The following is a 19,448-nucleotide window of genomic DNA, read 5'->3' as shown; positions in this document are numbered from 1 at the left end:
ATTAAAATGGACTTTCTTCGGTCAATATTGACCATATCTTTATATCCAATTATTTCTTAACCAATAAATAAGCTAGGGATGGTGTATCGGAGATGCGCCTCATTTCATGGAATGCCAAATCTTCGATATCCTTCTTTATCTGATTGAAGTTTATGATTACCTGCTCCGCGGTGAGCTGGCGAACGATTGGAATCTTTTTATAATCTTTAATCTCCCTTTCCAATAAATAATGATCATTGATTATGGAACAATGAAATGCTTTGAGCATTATCTTGCTTTTTGGATTGTCGGCAACCATACCCACAAATTCACCGGAACTCAGCGAAGAAATCCTGGATGCAGGTATGGCGAACTCGAGCTGCTTGGAACGACTGATGGAGGTGTCGGCACTGTTCAGCGAATAGCTTTCCCTGTCCTGCAATATCTTTCCGAAACGCTCGGAAAGCTGTTTTGCCGTATCTCCATTTACCTGCCCGGACAACACGTTTCCAGATATGTTCATGATCACGTCGGACTGCTCACGGCCATAATCTTTGCGCAGTTGACTTAGATCTTGAACGGCGATGCTGGTGGAGACTAAATTGTCGCGGGCCGTTGCGATCAGACTATCGATATTATTGAGGTATATTGTTGGAAACTCATCAAAGATCAAGCTTGACTTCATCTTTCCTTTCTGATTGACCAATTTGACCAATCGGTTGATGTACAGGGAAAGCACGGCTCCATAGATCTGAATTTTCTGGGGATTGTTGCCCATGGTCAATATCTTGGGCTCCTGCGGGTTATTGATGTCCAAGGTAAAGTCATTTCCCGAAAGGATGTAATATAATTGGGGCGAGGAGAGCCTTGCCAAAGCAATCTTGGCCGATGCAATCTGTCCTTCGAGTTGATCCATGGCATCATTGAGGTAAGCGTTGATGAAGGGATTGACGAGTACCTCGATTTCCCTATCGGCGCGCAGAAGAGAAAATAAGGTGTCGTAATCCAGCTGCAACAGTTCAATGGCATGGGGAAGCGTACAAAATTCCCCCTGTCGATAACGCCGTAAATACCAAATGATGGCCGTCAGGAAATTGATGGGAGACTCCACAAAAAAATCTCCCTGGCGCTTTATCCATTCCCGGTTCAGTCCCAAAAGAATTGTCCGAGCACTTTCCGCTGCGTCAGTAATGTCGATCATGGAGCTAGGATCAAGGGGATTGCAACGACTCGACCGGCTCAGGTCATCGAAATTGATGCTGTAAAATTTTAAGGGACTAGCGTTAGTTCTGCAATACTTCAAATAATGATTATAGGCAATGGTCGTCAAATCATCGAACTTGAAATCATAGATGAACATCGAAAATCCTTTTTGAATATGCTGGCTTATAATGTGCCGAATGATGAAATAGGATTTACCTGAACCTGGACTTCCCAGAACCAATATTCCTCGGAATGGATTAATGATGTTGACCCAACTTTTGCGCACCTTATTCTTTAGCAGGTAGGTCGCCGGCAGGTTAATGGAATATTCATTTTCCAGGAGTTCTTCATGCTGTGGAAAGGTTTCATTTTCCCTGTTAAAAATGTCGGATTGGACTATTTTAGCGGAAATTACCCTAGTCATCCAAGTACCGCCCATTAGAAAGGTCAAAAAGCCGCAACTTGCCAGCAACATATATCCATATAACCGTAGCTCATAAGCAAGCGGTATTTGGAAAGCTACATCGCTAAAGAAATATAATAATAACCCGATTAATATATAGGCAATGGGTTTTTGATAAGTGATTCTATCCTCTTTTTTTCCTTTTGCACCCATCAAGGAAATCAATAAAAATCCCAGTGCCAGCATCTTCGAGGTCAGCATGCTGTTGAATAGACCGGTCCTGTGCAGCATCAGCATGATGCGATCGGTGAACGCATGTTCCCAACCTATCTCCCTAAACCAATTGTATCCTTTCGCATAGAAGTGAATCAGGAGCGATGCGATTGCTATCCAACGTGTGAGGTCGACTATCTTTCGAAGTGCCTGTTCATTTTCTCCGGTCTGTAGTGCCATGCTCGGTCATTTAATTTATCTATTGCTCATCTATTAATCAACTATAAAATCTTCCTTTCCCAACCCATCAATACTGGATTTTTCTCTTCTTCTTTTTCTTACGTTTCTTAAAGGCATGGGGAATATAATCTGCTGAATTTGGCGCATTGAAAAGTGTTTCCAAAGGGTTTTTAGCTATCGAAAGAATATTCATAGAAATACCGGTCGAACCATTAACCTTATTTGGTTCGGATCTAGCTGGGACAATATTCAACCTAACGAAAGGACGGTCCTGAATCTTTATGGAATTCTCTTCAAGAACTGGATCAGCCAAACGTGCTAATATAGCCTTGGCGCTGTATTGCTTGCCAAGCTCGCTTCCATTGAATACGCACTTGTTCTTGTGATCTACATAGGTAATGCCATACACAACCCCACTGGCACTTTCTCGGATCACCACATCAATGGCCTGTCGAAGAAGCCTTCCCTTAAATTCCTCGATATCCTTAATTTGACCTTGAATAGCCTTATCGATGGAGTATATTGTCCGTATCTTGTGCTGATTTCGAAATGGTTGCTTTTGCTCAAAGCGACCCTGTAAATTCTTTAATGTGGGTCTGCTGTATAAATCACTAGCCTTGATGGGGACGCCAACCTTATTACCATGCTCATCCATTAGACCATACAGCAAACCCTTGTTGGTATAGATCCTAGAACGTTCGCTTCCTCGGTCTGCTAGCACATTGAACTGGCGAAGAATTGCATTCAACTGATGGAGATTACTAAAGCTGTAGGAATTCAGTACCTCCTCCAATACATGCTGAATGGCTGCTCGGGTCTCACTCCGTCCATAATGTACCTTGGCGAGATCAATACCTTTGGGAATATGCGACAACTTCAGCGTACTTTGACCTGCTTTGACCAAATTGAATTCCCGCTCAATCAAAGACCTGATCTTTTCGGACTGGTTGCGGCCCATGTTGTGCATGTCGATGCGACTTCCATCGGAGCGTACCTTGATACTTACTAAATGAATATGAGGATGTGCAGCATCAAAGTGCCGGTAAATGAGAAAAGGCTGATCCGAAAAACCGATCCCTTCCATATAACGTTTGGCGATCTCGATCAGCCTATCATCAGATAGATCCTTTTCGGTCGGATCAAAGTTCAAGGAAATGTGAACGCTATTGCGCATAACCTTGCTGTTCAAGGCTGCTTGCTGCAAGAGCCTATTCAACCGCATGGAAGAACTCATCTGATGCGCGTCCATCGGATAATTTATAGCGGAAAGGCACCTTGCCACTCCAAGCTCAATTTTGTTCTCATTGTACAAAAATATCCGGCGGATGGAACTTCCAGTCTTGATCACTGCAACCATGTTTCCCCCATCTTTTGAATGAGCAGTTTAATCTCCGCTAGCTTATTGGAAAGTAACCTAGCCTGGAGCTGATGATTCAGGAGCCAAGATTTCAGATCTGATTGAGGAGAGAAGGTATGCAGCTTCTTTACCGACTGATTGAGATTGATTCCAATGGCATTGAGTTCATTACGAAGCTGAATGAGCAAGATCATGCTCTCGTCCAAGGACTTATTGCGATAGGACCTGATAATTGGCTTTCCTAACAAAACCGAACGAGCATATTCACTCAGCTTTCTACAGGTTGAACCTCGCCACAGCTGCCCCAATTTATGGAATTCAGAAACTGTTAATCGAATACCTACGATTCTGGTTCTGTTTTGACTATTACCCTCCATCAAATTCTTTTCTTCACTATTCCATCAAAACACCTTAATCCACAAAACCACGAGTTCCGAGTCAGGTTTACCATTTCGATTGTTGAACAACCGGACATCTTGCCGATTGCAAAAGAATCAGCAATCATTTTAAATAAACTTATAACAAATAATAACAAATATTATTACCTCATTAAAAATTGAAGATGATTTAAGGAAAAATAATTTGACTTTTTGTTGTGAAAATAGGGTGTTAATAGAATCATTGGAGTATCGTTAATAAGCTTATAATTTATTTGATGTTAAGTTATATTTCATAGGGAAGTCGATTTTGCTCGTTATCTACTGACGGTGAAAGTATTATTTGTGATGGATTCCGTGTTGCCTTAAATCACTCACTATACTTTTTTTACCTTAACGCTGCACAACTTATTTTAGCAGTGATACTCATTTCTTAGAAATTATTCAAGGGAAATAGTAAGAAACCTCCCAATATTATCTCTTAAATTCTCGCTTGCCTACCGAAAGTCTCGAACCATTGAAAATTGAGAGATTAACTTCTTTAATAATCTTGTCCTCATTATGAAATGATAATCTTTGTTGAGTTTTCTTGATATTTGTCCTTCCTCTCTCATCTTTTGTAAGGGACTTGAAAGTCTTGTTGAAATCGAAATCTATCAATCCTTTGATATGTAAGTTTTCTTCGTGACAACATTAAGGAGTCTGAAAAAGAGATTAAAGTCAACAAACTCAATATGTATAGGTGATGAGGGGCTAAGTATGCAGTAGAATCTAATATGCTTCTTCCCTTATCTCTATTTTCGCCGAGGTTAATTAACTCTGTATTGATATCTTTAAACCTATCCTCTAAAAGATCAAATAGATAAGTAGAGTATTATCCTGAGTGTAGGTTTGGACTTTATTTTAAGCAGGAAATTGAATCTGGCCCAAATATGTTGTAAAATTGTTATTTTTATCTAAAATCGAAATAAAGGAAGAAACAAAATCTAGGAATAACAAGAGAGTCAGTAAGTTGCCTTATTGAATATAGGAAGGAACAGAACTTAGAGTTTTACTAAAATGGAGAGTAAGAACATTGCTTTTTTTGAGCATGGTCAGCTAAGCAAAGTAAAGGAATATCGATTCGATCCAGATCGGATGCTTAAAGATTATGTCAAAGAATTCCTGATTGTGGAGACTTCAGATTTGGTTAGTTTAGAAACCCTGCCAAGTACATCTGTATCTCTAAATTATATCATTAGTGGTTCGATAGAAATGAAACAAAAAGGTGATGCAACGATCAAATTGCCAAAGGCTTTTGCTTTTGGTGTAGCTAGAACTTCCTTACATTTTGGTTTCTCTGAAGGTACGACTTTAATTGCCATTATCTTTAATCCAGGGATGGCTTCTTCCTTAATTAGCTGCCCAATAAATGATTTTTTTGAGAAGTTTATTGCTTATAGTAATTTTTTAAATCCAAACCAATTAACCCAAATTGAGCAAATATTTGCTGAACAGAGTAAATATCCTGATCTGATAAAAAGGATTGAAAAGTTCCTGCTCGTTGAAATCCTATGTACGCAAAAAGAAGATATCATTAAAGAAGCCGTACATGAAATCATTCATAGTCAGGGGGCTACTTCCATCAAAAAAATAGTAGATGAATTAGCCGTAAGCCGGGATTCTTTTGAAAAAAAATTCAGGAAACAAGTAGGAACTTCTCCGAAAAAATTTTCAAACATTGTGAGGTTCAGGAACCTATTTGAAAATGGACATAAATATGCCACTCTTACTGAAATGGGACTAAATGCTGGTTACTATGATCAATCTCACTTTATTAAAGATTTTAAAGTAATTACAGGCAAAAATCCATCCAAATTCCTGTAACCTAACATATCCATCGATTCTTGAGGAATAAACCATTGATATTTTGGACATGATAATCCAAAAAAAAATTTATATTATGATTATTAACGTACGTTAATATTTCTGTAGTACTGGTGTATTTTGCCAAGACAAAATTTAACTCTCTTGTTAAAAAAATGATATTTTACAATTTCTAGTTTTTGAAATTCCATTTCTTTGTTTACCTATTTTTCATGGTGCGATGTATCTTTAGGAGAAAACTAAATCAGATGCTCGGATAATTGCCTACTGATTTATGATTAAGCGCTAGCACCTTTAAATTAAAAAAAACTATAATGTATTTTATTATGAAAAAAATAACCAAGATCATAATCGGATTTTATGCAGGAACGGTAACAGTGGCTTTTCTTATGCTTTTATATTCTTTTAAATCATTAAATGAAAATTTTGATGAAATTACTGTTAAACGGATTAATATAGTTGATGACAAAGGCATAAACAGAATGATCATTTCCAATCAAGAGCGGATGGAACCACCCATTTTGTTCGGTAAAAAATATAAGCGAGCTCTAAATCCTGCAGGGATTATATTTTATAATGAAAAAGGTGATGAATGTGGAGGGATTGCAATATCTAAAAATCCTGAAACAAATACCTACGCTCTGGCATTTGATTATGACAATGCGGATGCTATAGGTTTCTTGACCCAGCAAAATAATAATACCAATACTTTTAAATCAGGGATTGTAATTAATGATAAGGACTTGTCTGGCAAAATTGGGGGTAATACAAATCGTATCAACTTGATGACTGAAAATGGTAATTCTAGCTTGATTATTAATGGTCCAGATGAAAAACCTAGAATTATATTATCTGTTGACACCTTGGGGAATCCCATGATAAAAATGATGAACAATGATGGAGAAATAGTTAAGGAGATTGGTTCCTTAAGTGATAAATAACAGTAATCAAATTATTTGAGGAATCTCCTATTAGGCAAAATTTTTCATTCCACGTCATTAAGAATGTTCAGGAAGCACATCCTTGAGAAGGTTTATTGGAACATGGAGTACCCAAGGGATAATATTAACATCCAATTCCATTCTGGCAGGCTTTGACAGATACGAAATTATCTTGGACATAAAGTTTATTTTACATAAAGCTGATGTAAATTGGGAAAGGAGAGTGGTGAAACATTTGAAACTATGGATGTAACTCATGCTGTTGATAATTGTAGAATTGAATATTTTATCTCAAAGGTGAAAGAGTGGGGATGGCAAGTTCAATTTTAAATGATAAGTATTTTATTGAATGTCACACTTCGATATTCGAAAGGAGTTTTATTAATAACGATGAAGGATTTGTTGGAAAAGGATATATGCAAATCAATTTCATTTGTTAAAATAACAAAAAAACTTGTCAGTTTTTTAGCCCAATAGGCGAACCCTTCAGAATTTTTTAGCTAATGAAAATGAAGGATTTCCTTACAGAATGATAGGAAATATTAAATACTGAAATATATTAATTAACAGGCGTATGAAAACTAGGTTCGAAGCGGGTATTAACATTGCGATAAAAATACCCAAAAGTAAATATGAGAGTACGATTGCTTTTTATAGAGATATTCTTAAACTAGCTGTAGAAGAGAAACCGATTAGTAATCCAACAGTCTCTAGAACACATGAGGTATTATTTGGTGGAAATGTTATCTGGTTGGACTGTGTCGATAATTATACACATACTGAAACCTGGTTACAGCTTACAGTCCCTAATATCGAGGAGGCAACAAGCTATTTAGAATCACTGGGTGTACAAACTTGTGACGAAATTGAGGAACTTCCCAAAAATATGCATTGGATCCAAGATCCTGCAGGAACAGTATTCAACTTGCAGGAAAGATGATGTTGTTTCTTCTTTTTTAAGTTGGAAAAGAATGACTAAAATTTTATTATACAGTCATATATCCAATTTAAGCCTGCCTATAAAATAAAGTCTTCTTGTTAATTTAGGTAAAGAAATGAAATTTAGGATTGTGTGGAGACAATAATTCAATAGTATATATTTTCCTGATTGTGAACTATATGAACATTATAAAATTTATCAATCGTTGCTTCAAATCTTCCTATTTTGGAAAAAAAATGGATTGGGTTGAAATGACGCCTTTGCCAACGACAAGGTCCATATTGAAATGTAAGAAATGGGCAGATATATTTATCTAACATAGAACACATTGAACTGGACAATGCAGATTGCTAAAACAATTGTTTTCTGTTAGGAATGAAAAGATTCATTGGTCAAGATCTATTAATCAATTAATTTAGAGGATGAACATTCGAAAAGAAGAAAGTAAGGATTATAAGGAAGTTTTCAAGCTAATTGAAAATGCTTTCAAAGGTGAAAAATTCACTGATCACAAGGAACAATTTTTAGTTGAAAGGTTAAGAAAATCCGAATCATTCATTCCTGAGTTATCTCTGGTAGCTGAAATAGATGAACAGATCGTTGGATATATTTTACTGACTAAAATTAATATTATTGATAATAATTCAAAGGTAACATCTTCCTTAGCCTTAGCTCCTGTGGCTGTATTGAAAAATTTTCAAGGGATGGGGATCGGTGCTGGTCTGATAAAAAAGGCCCATAAAGTAGCCAAAAAATTAAATTATGGATCTATAATATTATTAGGCCATGAGAAATACTATCCGAAGTTCGGATACAAAATGATGAAAAATTACGGGATAAAACTACCTTTTGATGTTCCTGATGAAAACTGCATGTTAATAGAATTAACAGATAATGCATTGGATAATGTACAGGGAATGGTGGAATATCCAAATGAGTTTTACGGATGATTGGCGGGATCGATGCTCTGTAGTACAGGAGAGGTGTTTTTAATGCATCCACTGTTTTAAAAAAGCCTATTGCAAATTTGGCTTGTGCATTTTAATCCCTTTCAATATTTCACATTTTTTTGCCTTTCTTCCTTTTTTCATGTTCTGAATGTGTGAACGGTGATGCTTGATTCGTTGGTTTTAGATAGCTTAGATTAACTTTTTATTAAAACTCCGTTTTCTATTGAATCTAAAACAGCGTATCCGGTTTCGTTTATATGTTCAAAATTTTTTAAAATGAAAATGTCTGGAAGAGCTTGAGATATCTAAAAAATCAGCAATATGACTTTGGCCCTTGATTGTTATTCGCAATTTTCTGACACTTGGTGTATGCATCAAGATTCCAGGCCCTTTCATTAAGACCATTTCTCTAAGAGTCGATGAGTGTTTCCCTTTCGAGGTAGAAACTGAGTTCAGCTGTTTTTAATCCAGAATTTATCAGCAGGGAATTTTGAGATTGGTGTGCTGGCAAAGAAATAGAGATACAGTATATCTAACCAAGCAGGCCTATGCAAAAAGCTTACATTGAACGTTTCAACCGCACATTTCGGGTAAGTATCCTCGATGCCTACCTCTTTGAAGATTCTCTACAAGTACAGATACTTGCAGAAGAACGGATACAAAATTACAACTACAAAAGACCACACGAGTCATTGGGAGGGAAAGCCCCAATGGAATACGATTCCCTGCCGGCGACATGCTATCAATAGGGCATGTTTTACAATATGAAACGAAATGGGTCCCTAATTTTGAGGTATTAAAGGTTATTACCGATTATTTTAAGAAAGGTTTCAAACTAGATTATGAAGAAATGAGAAATCTTATATATGGCACGGTTCAATACAAACGTAGTTTTAACGGACGTTTATTTGACTGATGATGAGTTTGATCAAGATGAGCATGATGAAAACATTGACCTTTACCAATTTGAGGGAGAAGTATTTGATAGTGATTTCGAAATATTGGAAATTTAGTTACACCGAAAAATTACCAAAGCTTAAATGTAGCCGGCTCTAATTTGTAAAGCCGGTGGCGAAAAGACGCATTCTTCCCTTGGTCGGAACTGCCTTTTCGCATTAAATGGATCAACCACTTTGCTAAAATGTAAACCATTACAAATCCACTTTCTACATTTTATCAAAAAGGTTACGTTATTTTTATGTGGGATATTCATTATCCCATTTTTTGTATTGGCAAGCTTCTTTTCTTTCAGCAACTGCGATCAAAGAAAAGAAGCTAAAGAACGCCGCAACAGAAAAACGCGAGATTGTATAAACAGTTTCAACCAGTGAAATCAGTGTAAAACGAACACTGGAATGCTTCGACATTCATAGAAGTACATTTTACATTTGGTATCCAAAATATCTTAAGAACGGTTATGAAGGCTTAAAAATGAGCGCCAGAACATCTAAAAGACAATGGAACTGGATATCCTAACTTAACTTCCAGTAAAGATTAAGCATAAAACCTTCATCATAACTTATGAAACGAGAGCGAAAAATCTATGATCCAGCTTTTAAAACCCAGACCGTTCAATTAAGCAATCAACGAACTAATATCTAGGAAGGTATACTTTGTCCAGTACTATTTCAAGTGATATATTCTAATTTATGAATCTCTCCAATTCGAATCTGTAAAAATCACTTATCGTTCGTTTGTAGTCTCTAAAAGAATTATTTGCTTCTAAATTTTTATAGGTATCAAATTTCAGATTCTGAATCTGATTATCTGCTTTTAACCTAGATATTAAACTTATACTCAAACCAATTTTGGACAAATCAATACTTTTCTGATCGGTAGTTCCGTATATATATTCATTATACTCATCTTTAGTTATTAAATCGAAGTCATAGAGCATAACTATAAATTTACTCAACTTAAAACTTATGAAGTCATCTTCAATTTTTAATTTGACAATTGCTAGATTTACCTTCTCCGTTTCATTTTTTTTACTAAGATTAACATAGGTATTACTGATAGAGGAAGAGTCATAAGGTTCTTCTCCATATGTAGATCCAAAATATGTTCTAGGATTGCCATCTCTTATTCTTTTATCAAAATGTTTAACAAGTGTATTTATACTCTCATTAAGTGATGTTCGCATACTGACCTTTATGTGATACTCATAATAATTACGGGCAGCTTCATTCCCAATCCTCGAAAATTCATGATCAATAATTTGATAACTATCAATAAACATGAAATTAATTTTGTCAAGAACTCTAACGTCTTGCCAAAGTTTGCCCTTTATCTGGACTGAAGTCTGGCCTATGGCTCCATTTTTTCGCATACGTAAGTGTTTTTCATAAAATCTACGTGCCGCCTCATCAACATCCTTATAAAAAATAGATATTCCGCTTTCAATCATATAGTACTTTACACGTTCAACAGGATCGGTAGGATTGTTACCAAGAAAATTCTCCTGATTAACTATGGATTCAATTATTGCTTTCTTTTTTTGTATTTGATCTTTATTAACTTTTAATTTATCAAAATCAAACTGATCCATTGTCGGATTTTTTATCGTATCGTCAAATATTCTACCTCGAAGCAACTTGATCTTATTTAACATCTTACTACCCTTCCCATTAAACTCCTCACTGTTTATGAAATGAATTGGAGGAATCAGCTTTTCTAAATGATTTCCTTGAGATGTAAAAATACTATTTAGCCGATTTACACGACCTATCAAGTTTGTAAGCTCCTTACCCCCTAAACTATACGTATTCATAATGTAAAGGCTATCAATGGGAAGATTCATTCCTTCAAGAATAACACTGTTCGCAATGATAAATCGAATTCCAGGTATTTCTGAAAACTTCTTTTCGAGATATTCTTTTATAAGATCTGGTAATTTACCATGTAAATAAATGATCCCTTTTTTTAAGTAATCAATTACGTAAAATCTACTATGAACTTCCTTTTTCAATATTTCAATAAGACTCAAAATTTCAGCCGAAACAGGACTATTAGGCAAACTTTGATTCAAAAGTTTTGATAGCTTTTCAATACTTCGGGGACTATAGTTATATAAGAAATTTTTATGGGTACTAGTACTATAAATGTAATCAAACATATTCTTTGCATGGCCGTAATCAAAACTTTCATTAATAAATCTATTGTAAAGCGTTACAGCACCACTATGTCCTAATTCAAAAATATCTGGCTCTTTAATAGTAAAAGGAATTTTAAACTCTTTTATCTCTTGCTCATTTAGGATCTTTAAATTGTTTGAGTTATCAATTAGCGGTGACAAATAAACTATACGTTGTGCCGAATTCCTACTTTTATTTCGACGAATCAAACGTGATAACAATATGCTACGAGAATCTCCCTCAAACATATTATGAGCCTCATCAATAAAAACTAAATCAAAAAATTCCTCACGTTGCTTAGTCAATAATCTTAATGCTCGCTCCTGCGTAAAAACAGCTATAAAACTGGAATTACGTTCGTACATTTCATCATGAATTATAACCTTCCTACGCAGATTGGCCCCCTTTATCATTCTATACGTCTGCATCAACAGGGACTTAGTTGGCACTACAATTACCACTTTCGGAGTCTGCTCACCAAATTTTCTAATACAATCCACTATTATCGAACTCTTGCCGTAAGATGTTGGTGCAACGTATGAAATTTCATATTGCTCTTCCTTAAAGATTTTCTGTTTAGTGGCAAACTGGTGCAAAGTTTCAACATAACCCTCTTTTTCAGATTTAAAACGATCGAGTTCGATGTTTAGCAAAATATCACTAACCTTTTCCATCTTTACAAGTCCATCTTGCTGTATTGCGTTTACAATCGGATAATAACCAAAATCCGCTGAAAGATCATAAAGTGGTTTAAAGTCCCTAGTTGCTAAACCATACTTCAAAATTATCCAATAAGCAAATTCCGGATAGCTTGTGAATCTTGTGTCCTTTTGATAATGTTTAATAAATAAAATAGCACATGCTAGCAAATAAGCATTCTCATTGTCATCTAAAGAATGTGGAGCAATAGATAACTTTTTAATTAGTTCTCTAAATACTTTTATTTTACCCAAATGAGTTAAAGTGGACTTTTCTTTATTTGTCATGGCTAAGTTGTTGTATTAAGATAATCCCAAAAAATAGCTAATGACTTTTTTGTAAGACAAACTACTTTTATATTTTTGAAATGAAACTTACTAATTATAGTGCGGATATCAGATTCGATAATTGCTTTATCTTGATGTACCCAAGTGCCTTTCAGAAATATTGTTGAAGCCGGAATTATATTGTAATCTGTTAACGGTTTAGTTGCGAAAAAGTCTCTATTGGTTACGAACAAATCAGCTAATATTTTAATTTCCTGCCTGACAGTCCTGTCAGCTCCCACGTCAATCTGACTAGCATGCTGATACGCGTTATCCCACGGACTATTTTTCACAGACTTATCGCCTTGCAATTTACTTTTGAGATCATTATATGCTTCTTTAATCTTTCCTTTATGAGAAAGATTTTTTGTGTCAATATGACCTGATTTTGATTCCATTATCCATTGCTCGGAACCGATTAAATAGTAGCCATCGAATCCTTTCTTGATTGAATTCTCCTCTAAATTTAAATATAAAAACTGTGGCTGACACCCAATCTCATTTAAGAAGATATGAATAAAAAATTCCGCAATTGCTCCCATTTCAATATCGGAACCTCTTTTGGTAGAGAGATTATTAATTAGTTTTTGCTTAACTACCGCTAGGGGTGAGCCTGAACTACCTTCGCAAATTTTCACAAATAAAGAATCTAAGATTTTCTCTAGTTCATTATTTATATCTTCGATATCGATTATGTATAATTCATTTCCGTCAGCTAGATCAACATGACTGTAATTAATGGCTGTACTCAAATCTAATTAATTTAATTGGCTCGTATCATTGCTAATATAACAATTTAGTGTGTTAAAATACTTGCGCAATATAAAAATTAAGTCGTTCTAAAACAAAATGGAAACCTCAATAGAATATAAACTTCAAAAAAACACTTATAATGTGAAACGATATCACATAAAACCTAAAATCATGTGATTTTAGGGCAAACTGTGTCAAAAGAATAATTCAATAAGATTATTTACCTCGACTTTTTGTTTTTCTTTACCTTTTTTCATTTGTGTATTAGACCAAATAGTAACAACACCAAGAATAATTAAAATGTAGGGATCCATTTACCGATACGTTCTATAAATCGGACAAAAACAGATGCTTCAAAACTCGAAAAACCTTCTGCATCCATTCCATTTCTTCTGTAAAATTTTCTACGGTCTATCCAATATATTAGACCTATTCCTACATCCTTAGCCATATTTGTCAACCCATAGAACCTTGTTTTGATTTTGCTTATTTGGATTGATGATTTTCATATTATCCTTCTCATCAATATCTTGAACAGCCATAATTTTCATTTTCTTTTTATCCAATACCAATAAAATATCAGATAGCTGTTCTGAGGAGGGGTGTTTTTTCATTACGTAAATCTTCCATATCTTTTAATTATTATTAGAATAAGGGAAGATAAAAGTTGCCTCTAAGAGTTAGATTATAGAAGTAGTACTTGGCAGAAGCTGGCTTTTATTGGCTGTAGCTAAAGGGCTAGATGGTTGATATTCTGTAAAGTTCGACTCGAAATGGTTGGTAGGAGAGCTGTTTAATTATTAAGGTGAATTTGTGTATATTAAATTCTTGAATTATTATTTTATTTGATAATTTAAAGTGAACCTTATGTGAAACCAAAATAATAATATCTAATTTTCTTCTATAAAATGTATTGAATCAACATTAACATGAAGTAGATTAGCTGGTACCATTGTGATGAAAGAATAGAGATATCTGAAATTGAGAAGTCATGAATACTGGGGTATGTACAATGTAATTTACATACTTAATGAATTAGGTTACCTTTGTTTTCGAAACTAGCACTGAGAATAGATGATTAGAGAGCTTATCGGAATACCGGTGTATTATAAGACAAAGATAGGGCTATTAGAATTCAAGGTATTACAGAAGTATGCTGCTAATCACTTAGGGGTCAAAAGCATTTACGCTTTAAGAGATAAGTTTGAAGGAGAGAGGTATTATCAACAATTTTTACAACGTTCTTTTGCTGAGTTAGCTTTTCAGAGCTTCTTAGGTGAATGTGTTTTTAATATTGAACAAAAGGAAATAAAAGATTTTAAACCTAGTTTTAAACTTGGGGATAGTATAATTGAATTGGTAGATTGTTCATTTGAGATGCTACCTAAAGTACCAATTGGAGAATACGATGTATTAGTTATTTGCTTTGTAAACTTGACTTCTAGAGAAGTTTGGATTATAGGTAAATTACATTTCGAAGTTGCGAAAAAATAATGTAATAAAAATTTACTTAGCCCAATGTCTAAAAGATTCTATTATGGAGTACTGCAAGATCTAACAATTCTAGAATCACTTTAAATTTTATTGATTAATGTCATCTTTTTGAGGAATAGGCTCATTATTCATAAAAGCTTCAAATGAACCAAACGGAGCAAAATCAATATATATGTTCATGTAGTCTCCTTCCTCTCGCCAAATACGCACAGAGTCTGTTCCTTTTTTAGCCAACCACTCTCTGGTAACAACTTGACGGTCTTTAAGTCCCAATACATCTACTAACAGCCATTGTCCTAAGGCTGCTTGACCATAACGTTTGCCATTTTCATCACGTAGGATGTTACTTCCCGATTGAAATCCTTTCATGTTATCTCCAGTTACAAGGCCCGGTATAGATTTTCCGTTGGGCAGTTTAATATTGAAACGTACTTCAGGTCTGTTGGCTTCCCCTTTGGTTGATTTACGTTCATCAATTATGCTTAACATATCTTTTGTGAAAAAACTAGGATTTTTATCATGAAAAGCCTTTGGTATAGGTATATAAATTTCGTTTAACGGTCTAAGTGTTTCACTTCCTTTATTCTTTGGTGCCGCATTCCAAGCGTTCAAACCCGATTTGGAACCGACTTCTTTTGTTTCGTAGGAGTATAGTGGTAGATATGCCTCTATTATTGAAGTTTTAGTTTCTACTGTGGAAGAGTCTATTAAATGTAAAAAGGCTTTAAGTATAAACTCAAAAGGATCTTCAATTATCTTTACATCAAATTGATCCAGCAATAAAGTGTCGGATTTAGTATTGTCAAACTTTTGCCAAATCTGAGAGTCACCAAAAGTATATTTATAATCCTTATGACCATCAGACCAAGAAAAGGCAGTGGGAGAGGTGTTGAAGCTATTTAGGTTCCCAAGGTCGACAAGAGGGTAAGCTGATTCATTGATCACAAATCGGCCTTTATCTCTTGTTACGTAGTGATAAATATTATTTGTTTCAGATAGTCCTAGACGTAAATAGTCACTCTGCATTTTTTCATTTTTTATCGATGAAATTTTATAAGCCAGACTGTACGGATCAGATTTGTATTGATTTATTTCATCTTGATATCTTTTGAGTTGCATTACCTTTTGGAAAGAAGGCTTACTACTCATCCACGTTTTTAAACCTATTCCTACACGTATATCACCAAATACAGAAAGCACATCATGGGGGGTATTACCGATATCTACATTTTGGCTATTAAAAATTTTCGCAAAGACGGTTTCTTGAAATTTAGAGTCTAAATAAGGAATCATATCTCCCTGCTTTTGACGAAATAGATTAGTCAAAGCACCATAAACCTGTAAGAATTTTACATATTCATCTCGCTGTTCACTCGAGTACTGATCCCATATACTCATAATTTACAACATGACTTCTTTTATTTTTTCAGCTATTCGTTGAATTAAAGGCATTGTCACCGAATTACCAGCCTGCATATACAATTTGCTATCTGCCAATATATTTGGTAATACAAAGCTATCTGGATATCCCTGAAATGAGAAACATTCTCTTGGTGTTAATTTACGGATGCCGAATTCATCTCGAACTAAAGGTACATTGTGTCCACCTGCTCCCATATTAGCTGTTAGGGTAGGGCATACATTATTTTTATTTTCTCTTACGTAGACACGACGCCACTGGTATAATGTGTCTTTGGAAGTCATCGTACGATCTAATTCGGGATAATACATATGCGTTTTAGTATAATAATATTTGTCTGCCACTTTATTCTTTTCCATTATATCATGAATCGTTCTTGTTAATGGTATTGGGTGGGGAAAAGTAAATGCGGTATGATTAGGAACCTGTATAGGATCAAATGCTACGATAAATATACGTTCTCGATTTTGAGGAACATTAGCATGAGTCATCGAATTTAAAACATTAAAGTTTACGACATAGCCCAATTTACTTTCGAGTATTTCTTTAATAACACGAAATGTATTTCCTTTATCGTGAGTTAATAGATTTTTGACATTTTCTAGAAAAACAACTTTTGGTCGGTGATTTTCAATGATTTTCTCAATATCAAAAAATAGTGTACCCCTCGTATCTGAAAAACCTTTACGATGACCGGCAATAGAGAAAGCTTGACAAGGGAACCCGCCACACAAAATGTCAAATTTATTAGGAATAGCAACTTTTATTTCATCTTTGGTTATATCTCCAAAAGGAACTTTTCCATAATTCTTAGCATAAGTAAATTTGGCATTAGGTTCAAATTCACTTGAGAAAGTGCACCTTCCTCCAATATTTTGTAAAGCAAGTCTGAAACCACCAACTCCTGCAAATAAATCTATAAAGGAGAATTCAGTACGTTCTGATGGAGGAAAAGGGGCGGGAGCAATATCAAAAAAAGATAAATGGAATGCATCCGTTAATTCTTGAGAATCGACAGGTTGATGAAAACTTTCTTGAATTATTTTTTTTGTATATGCTATCGCACTTTCTTTCAGATGGTCTGATGATTGAGTTGGATCATTTTGCAAATAGTGTGTTAACGCTGCATCACCAAAGTCTAACGTATCCTTCTTTGATTGATGCTTTTTTGTTAATAACGATGTTATAGATATCTTCTCTTTCAATTCCATTTACCTAACTTCTTTCTCTATTTTCTTTCGCAAGTTACCAAATATTCATGAGATTTAATTATTTTCAATCATTTTTTTACTAAAAATATTAGTAAACAAATAATCGGGAAAATGTAACAGACTTAAACTTTGGTAAGTAATATTTCTGAAGGGGATACAAACTTTATTTCTATTTTATCCCCTATAGTTAACCCCAAATGATTAAACCAATCTCCAAGTAAAGTCAAATTCCCTTTACCTTGAAATTGTTTCGCATATATATTTCCCTTTATAGAACATCCTGCCGCTAATAATTTGACATCTTGTAAATAACCATGCGATGTATTAGTTATATATATAGCAGAGGTTCCCCGATTATTATTTGTAATAAATAATGAACGAGCTATATTAGCAGGGATCTGCAAATAGCCCTCCCCATATCTTATTCCGCGTGAATTGGTATGTCTGTGAGAGCCCTACTCTAAGTGAGCTCTTTTTAATGTTGTTATAAATTTGTCTCCCGCTTTTGGCATAATTTGATTTAATTTTTATTGTTTATTGATTTTCAATGTCAATTTTTTAACCAAAAATGTTAATTACATATATATTAAAACAATAATTACCTTATAGTAATAAGGTAATTATTTTTCGGGACAATCTGTCAGAGTTGAAAAAACATTTAATGTCTAACGGACACAATTTCATCGAATCCTTCAAATACATTTATGATTAATGTTGCCTCTAGCTCACGAGGAATGATTGTTTTTGTGTCATCTGGTAACGATATATTGATAAAGTATATCCTCGCAGAATATATTGTCCTTACTTTTAGGTTTGTGTATACCTTGTTTAATATTTAAGGACGACAATCTATTTCTACCGCTACTGTATTTTAATATTAGAAGTTAATAATTATATTCTGTATTTAGAACCGAAAAAACATGGAAGAATTATTTTTACAGATAATGGTGAATAATAGCTATTATAAAGTAGCTTCAAATTCAGTAAAAAAATCTTTTACCGAAACATTTTCAAAACTGCAAAGTCTATATATGGTGGATATTGGTACATCATATCCATTTCCTTCGCTTAATCTTGAAAGTGTTCCCTGTGATATTCCACTTTTTTTGGCATAATCATTTCTGCTAACTTCTATTCCTTTAATTTGAAATGGGGAGCAAAATCTGTTTTTAAGAAATTTCGCTAACTCCTGAAGATATGAATCAATCTCTTCCTTTTTATTCATTGGTTTTCAAGTAAATTAAAAAATAAGTGGTCGATTTGTTGACCAGTAAAAGTTTTATTTGTACTTTTGTGTAGTTAATTGAAAAAGCGACACGTAGAGTAGAGCTAGAGCTCTGCCAACAACGATGTTACTCTCGTCCGAAAACCGCTAAATTGAATACGAGAGGACTACGGTTCGCCATTTTCTACTGGAAATACTATCTTTACGATATATGACCAGTAGGGTGAGCCGTCTATAAGTCTTCTTGCATTCAAGATACGGGTCTCGTGTAGATCTGTTGATGGTTACTTAGCGGTTGCCAGGGCAAGAAGCAGGATGGTTCACACTATTGGTTAATTAGCAATTTGGCCTTCCTCCAAGCTTCTTGAGTTTCATCGTTTCATAAACCAAAAGTGATTATGATACGATTAAAAACTACCAAACAAAACCACCCAAACTCGATCAAGGATCGCGGTCTCTGGTTTTCCAGTAAACAACAAACAAAGAACATTATTTCAAGTCCCGAATAAATTAAAAACTAAGGAAGAGGGAGAGCATAGGACATTGATGCCTTTATCAAAAACATCAAACCAAAATATGCCCGAGATTAAAAAATCCCTGCGATAAAGATAGCCCGCCGGATTATAATCTCATATCTTCTTTTCCTGACCGACCTTCAATAACCTGACAACGCATGATTGTGAGGAAATAATTGGCCGGGTAGTTTTATTTTATTCT

The 19,448-nt window shown here is 34.7% G+C and carries 19 protein-coding genes; 9 read left to right on the top strand and 10 right to left on the bottom strand.

What is annotated here, in order from left to right:
• Positions 1–49: 49 nt before the first annotated feature.
• From mobC to ACWIB3_RS08925, 3 genes are all read right to left on the bottom strand, one after another.
• Positions 50–2,038 (bottom strand): conjugal transfer protein MobC, encoded by a 1,989-nt coding sequence (gene mobC, locus ACWIB3_RS08935; protein WP_454291410.1) that lies wholly within the window; start codon positions 2,036–2,038, stop codon positions 50–52.
• A gap of 67 nt (positions 2,039–2,105) precedes the next feature.
• Positions 2,106–3,395: a relaxase/mobilization nuclease domain-containing protein gene (locus ACWIB3_RS08930; protein WP_454291409.1), complete on the bottom strand. Its 1,290-nt coding sequence runs from the start codon at positions 3,393–3,395 to the stop codon at positions 2,106–2,108.
• Entirely contained in the window at positions 3,383–3,772 is a 390-nt protein-coding gene (locus tag ACWIB3_RS08925) for a plasmid mobilization protein (RefSeq protein ID WP_454291408.1), read from the bottom strand. The genes ACWIB3_RS08930 and ACWIB3_RS08925 overlap by 13 nt, the downstream gene beginning before the upstream one ends.
• A 1,059-nt stretch (positions 3,773–4,831) precedes the next feature.
• On the opposite strand from ACWIB3_RS08925, the gene ACWIB3_RS08920 reads away from it, so the two are divergent.
• The 8 genes from ACWIB3_RS08920 to ACWIB3_RS08885 all read left to right on the top strand — a co-directional run bounded on the left by ACWIB3_RS08920 (position 4,832) and on the right by ACWIB3_RS08885 (position 9,945).
• Positions 4,832–5,638: a helix-turn-helix domain-containing protein gene (locus ACWIB3_RS08920; protein ID WP_454291407.1), complete on the top strand. Its 807-nt coding sequence runs from the start codon at positions 4,832–4,834 to the stop codon at positions 5,636–5,638.
• A gap of 326 nt (positions 5,639–5,964) precedes the next feature.
• Complete coding sequence (locus ACWIB3_RS08915) at positions 5,965–6,579, top strand: hypothetical protein (protein ID WP_454291406.1); 615 nt, start codon at positions 5,965–5,967, stop codon at positions 6,577–6,579.
• Between the two features lie 574 nt (positions 6,580–7,153).
• Positions 7,154–7,519, top strand: a complete 366-nt coding sequence (locus ACWIB3_RS08910; protein ID WP_454291405.1) for a VOC family protein — start codon at positions 7,154–7,156, stop codon at positions 7,517–7,519.
• A gap of 422 nt (positions 7,520–7,941) precedes the next feature.
• The gene (locus ACWIB3_RS08905; protein ID WP_454291404.1) at positions 7,942–8,469 is read left to right on the top strand and encodes a GNAT family N-acetyltransferase; all 528 of its coding nucleotides are present in this window, start codon (positions 7,942–7,944) and stop codon (positions 8,467–8,469) included.
• Between the two features lie 548 nt (positions 8,470–9,017).
• Entirely contained in the window at positions 9,018–9,218 is a 201-nt protein-coding gene (locus ACWIB3_RS08900; protein WP_454291403.1) for an integrase core domain-containing protein, read from the top strand.
• Positions 9,206–9,385 carry a DUF1281 family ferredoxin-like fold protein gene (locus tag ACWIB3_RS08895; RefSeq protein ID WP_454291402.1) on the top strand — a complete coding sequence of 60 codons (180 nt, stop codon included), beginning with the start codon at positions 9,206–9,208 and terminating at the stop codon, positions 9,383–9,385. The genes ACWIB3_RS08900 and ACWIB3_RS08895 overlap by 13 nt, the downstream gene beginning before the upstream one ends.
• Entirely contained in the window at positions 9,336–9,482 is a 147-nt protein-coding gene (locus tag ACWIB3_RS08890; RefSeq protein ID WP_454291432.1) for a hypothetical protein, read from the top strand. The genes ACWIB3_RS08895 and ACWIB3_RS08890 overlap by 50 nt, the downstream gene beginning before the upstream one ends.
• Positions 9,483–9,801: 319 nt before the next feature.
• Complete coding sequence (locus ACWIB3_RS08885; protein ID WP_454291431.1) at positions 9,802–9,945, top strand: helix-turn-helix domain-containing protein; 144 nt, start codon at positions 9,802–9,804, stop codon at positions 9,943–9,945.
• Between the two features lie 166 nt (positions 9,946–10,111).
• Here ACWIB3_RS08885 and ACWIB3_RS08880 read toward each other — a convergent pair whose 3' ends face one another.
• The 3 genes from ACWIB3_RS08880 to ACWIB3_RS08870 all read right to left on the bottom strand — a co-directional run bounded on the left by ACWIB3_RS08880 (position 10,112) and on the right by ACWIB3_RS08870 (position 13,995).
• Positions 10,112–12,589, bottom strand: a complete 2,478-nt coding sequence (locus ACWIB3_RS08880) for a DEAD/DEAH box helicase (protein ID WP_454291401.1) — start codon at positions 12,587–12,589, stop codon at positions 10,112–10,114.
• A gap of 2 nt (positions 12,590–12,591) precedes the next feature.
• Positions 12,592–13,380, bottom strand: coding sequence for a hypothetical protein (locus ACWIB3_RS08875; protein WP_454291400.1), 789 nt, complete (start codon positions 13,378–13,380; stop codon positions 12,592–12,594).
• A gap of 444 nt (positions 13,381–13,824) precedes the next feature.
• Positions 13,825–13,995, bottom strand: coding sequence for a hypothetical protein (locus ACWIB3_RS08870; RefSeq protein WP_454291399.1), 171 nt, complete (start codon positions 13,993–13,995; stop codon positions 13,825–13,827).
• Positions 13,996–14,455: 460 nt separating this feature from the next.
• On the opposite strand from ACWIB3_RS08870, the gene ACWIB3_RS08865 reads away from it, so the two are divergent.
• The gene (locus tag ACWIB3_RS08865; protein ID WP_454291398.1) at positions 14,456–14,875 is read left to right on the top strand and encodes a hypothetical protein; all 420 of its coding nucleotides are present in this window, start codon (positions 14,456–14,458) and stop codon (positions 14,873–14,875) included.
• A gap of 87 nt (positions 14,876–14,962) precedes the next feature.
• On the opposite strand, the gene ACWIB3_RS08860 is transcribed toward ACWIB3_RS08865, so the two are convergent.
• The 4 genes from ACWIB3_RS08860 to ACWIB3_RS08845 form a co-directional block, all read right to left on the bottom strand.
• Entirely contained in the window at positions 14,963–16,273 is a 1,311-nt protein-coding gene (locus ACWIB3_RS08860; protein ID WP_454291397.1) for a hypothetical protein, read from the bottom strand.
• A gap of 3 nt (positions 16,274–16,276) precedes the next feature.
• On the bottom strand, positions 16,277–17,506 hold the full coding sequence (gene dcm, locus ACWIB3_RS08855; RefSeq protein ID WP_454291396.1) for a DNA (cytosine-5-)-methyltransferase: 1,230 nt from the start codon (positions 17,504–17,506) through the stop codon (positions 16,277–16,279).
• A gap of 122 nt (positions 17,507–17,628) precedes the next feature.
• Positions 17,629–17,931, bottom strand: coding sequence for a hypothetical protein (locus ACWIB3_RS08850; RefSeq protein WP_454291430.1), 303 nt, complete (start codon positions 17,929–17,931; stop codon positions 17,629–17,631).
• A gap of 536 nt (positions 17,932–18,467) precedes the next feature.
• The gene (locus ACWIB3_RS08845) at positions 18,468–18,731 is read right to left on the bottom strand and encodes a helix-turn-helix domain-containing protein (RefSeq protein ID WP_454291395.1); all 264 of its coding nucleotides are present in this window, start codon (positions 18,729–18,731) and stop codon (positions 18,468–18,470) included.
• Positions 18,732–19,448: the final 717 nt, after the last annotated feature.

Source organism: Sphingobacterium sp. NPDC055431 (assembly GCF_053644255.1).
Note: the sequence above shows the minus strand (reverse complement) of the source record. Positions and strands in the feature narration are given on the sequence as shown.

Bases quoted from the DNA above. Each gene is read 5' to 3' on its own strand.
- mobC (WP_454291410.1), bottom strand. From the start codon at position 2,038: ATGGCACTACAGACCGGAGAAAATGAACAGGCACTTCGAAAGATAGTC.
- ACWIB3_RS08930 (WP_454291409.1), bottom strand. From the start codon at position 3,395: ATGGTTGCAGTGATCAAGACTGGAAGTTCCATCCGCCGGATATTTTTG.
- ACWIB3_RS08925 (WP_454291408.1), bottom strand. From the start codon at position 3,772: ATGGAGGGTAATAGTCAAAACAGAACCAGAATCGTAGGTATTCGATTA.
- ACWIB3_RS08920 (WP_454291407.1), top strand. From the start codon at position 4,832: ATGGAGAGTAAGAACATTGCTTTTTTTGAGCATGGTCAGCTAAGCAAA.
- ACWIB3_RS08915 (WP_454291406.1), top strand. From the start codon at position 5,965: ATGAAAAAAATAACCAAGATCATAATCGGATTTTATGCAGGAACGGTA.
- ACWIB3_RS08910 (WP_454291405.1), top strand. From the start codon at position 7,154: ATGAAAACTAGGTTCGAAGCGGGTATTAACATTGCGATAAAAATACCC.
- ACWIB3_RS08905 (WP_454291404.1), top strand. From the start codon at position 7,942: ATGAACATTCGAAAAGAAGAAAGTAAGGATTATAAGGAAGTTTTCAAG.
- ACWIB3_RS08900 (WP_454291403.1), top strand. From the start codon at position 9,018: ATGCAAAAAGCTTACATTGAACGTTTCAACCGCACATTTCGGGTAAGT.
- ACWIB3_RS08895 (WP_454291402.1), top strand. From the start codon at position 9,206: ATGCTATCAATAGGGCATGTTTTACAATATGAAACGAAATGGGTCCCT.
- ACWIB3_RS08890 (WP_454291432.1), top strand. From the start codon at position 9,336: ATGGCACGGTTCAATACAAACGTAGTTTTAACGGACGTTTATTTGACT.
- ACWIB3_RS08880 (WP_454291401.1), bottom strand. From the start codon at position 12,589: ATGACAAATAAAGAAAAGTCCACTTTAACTCATTTGGGTAAAATAAAA.
- ACWIB3_RS08870 (WP_454291399.1), bottom strand. From the start codon at position 13,995: ATGAAAAAACACCCCTCCTCAGAACAGCTATCTGATATTTTATTGGTA.
- ACWIB3_RS08865 (WP_454291398.1), top strand. From the start codon at position 14,456: ATGATTAGAGAGCTTATCGGAATACCGGTGTATTATAAGACAAAGATA.
- ACWIB3_RS08860 (WP_454291397.1), bottom strand. From the start codon at position 16,273: ATGAGTATATGGGATCAGTACTCGAGTGAACAGCGAGATGAATATGTA.
- dcm (WP_454291396.1), bottom strand. From the start codon at position 17,506: ATGGAATTGAAAGAGAAGATATCTATAACATCGTTATTAACAAAAAAG.
- ACWIB3_RS08845 (WP_454291395.1), bottom strand. From the start codon at position 18,731: ATGAATAAAAAGGAAGAGATTGATTCATATCTTCAGGAGTTAGCGAAA.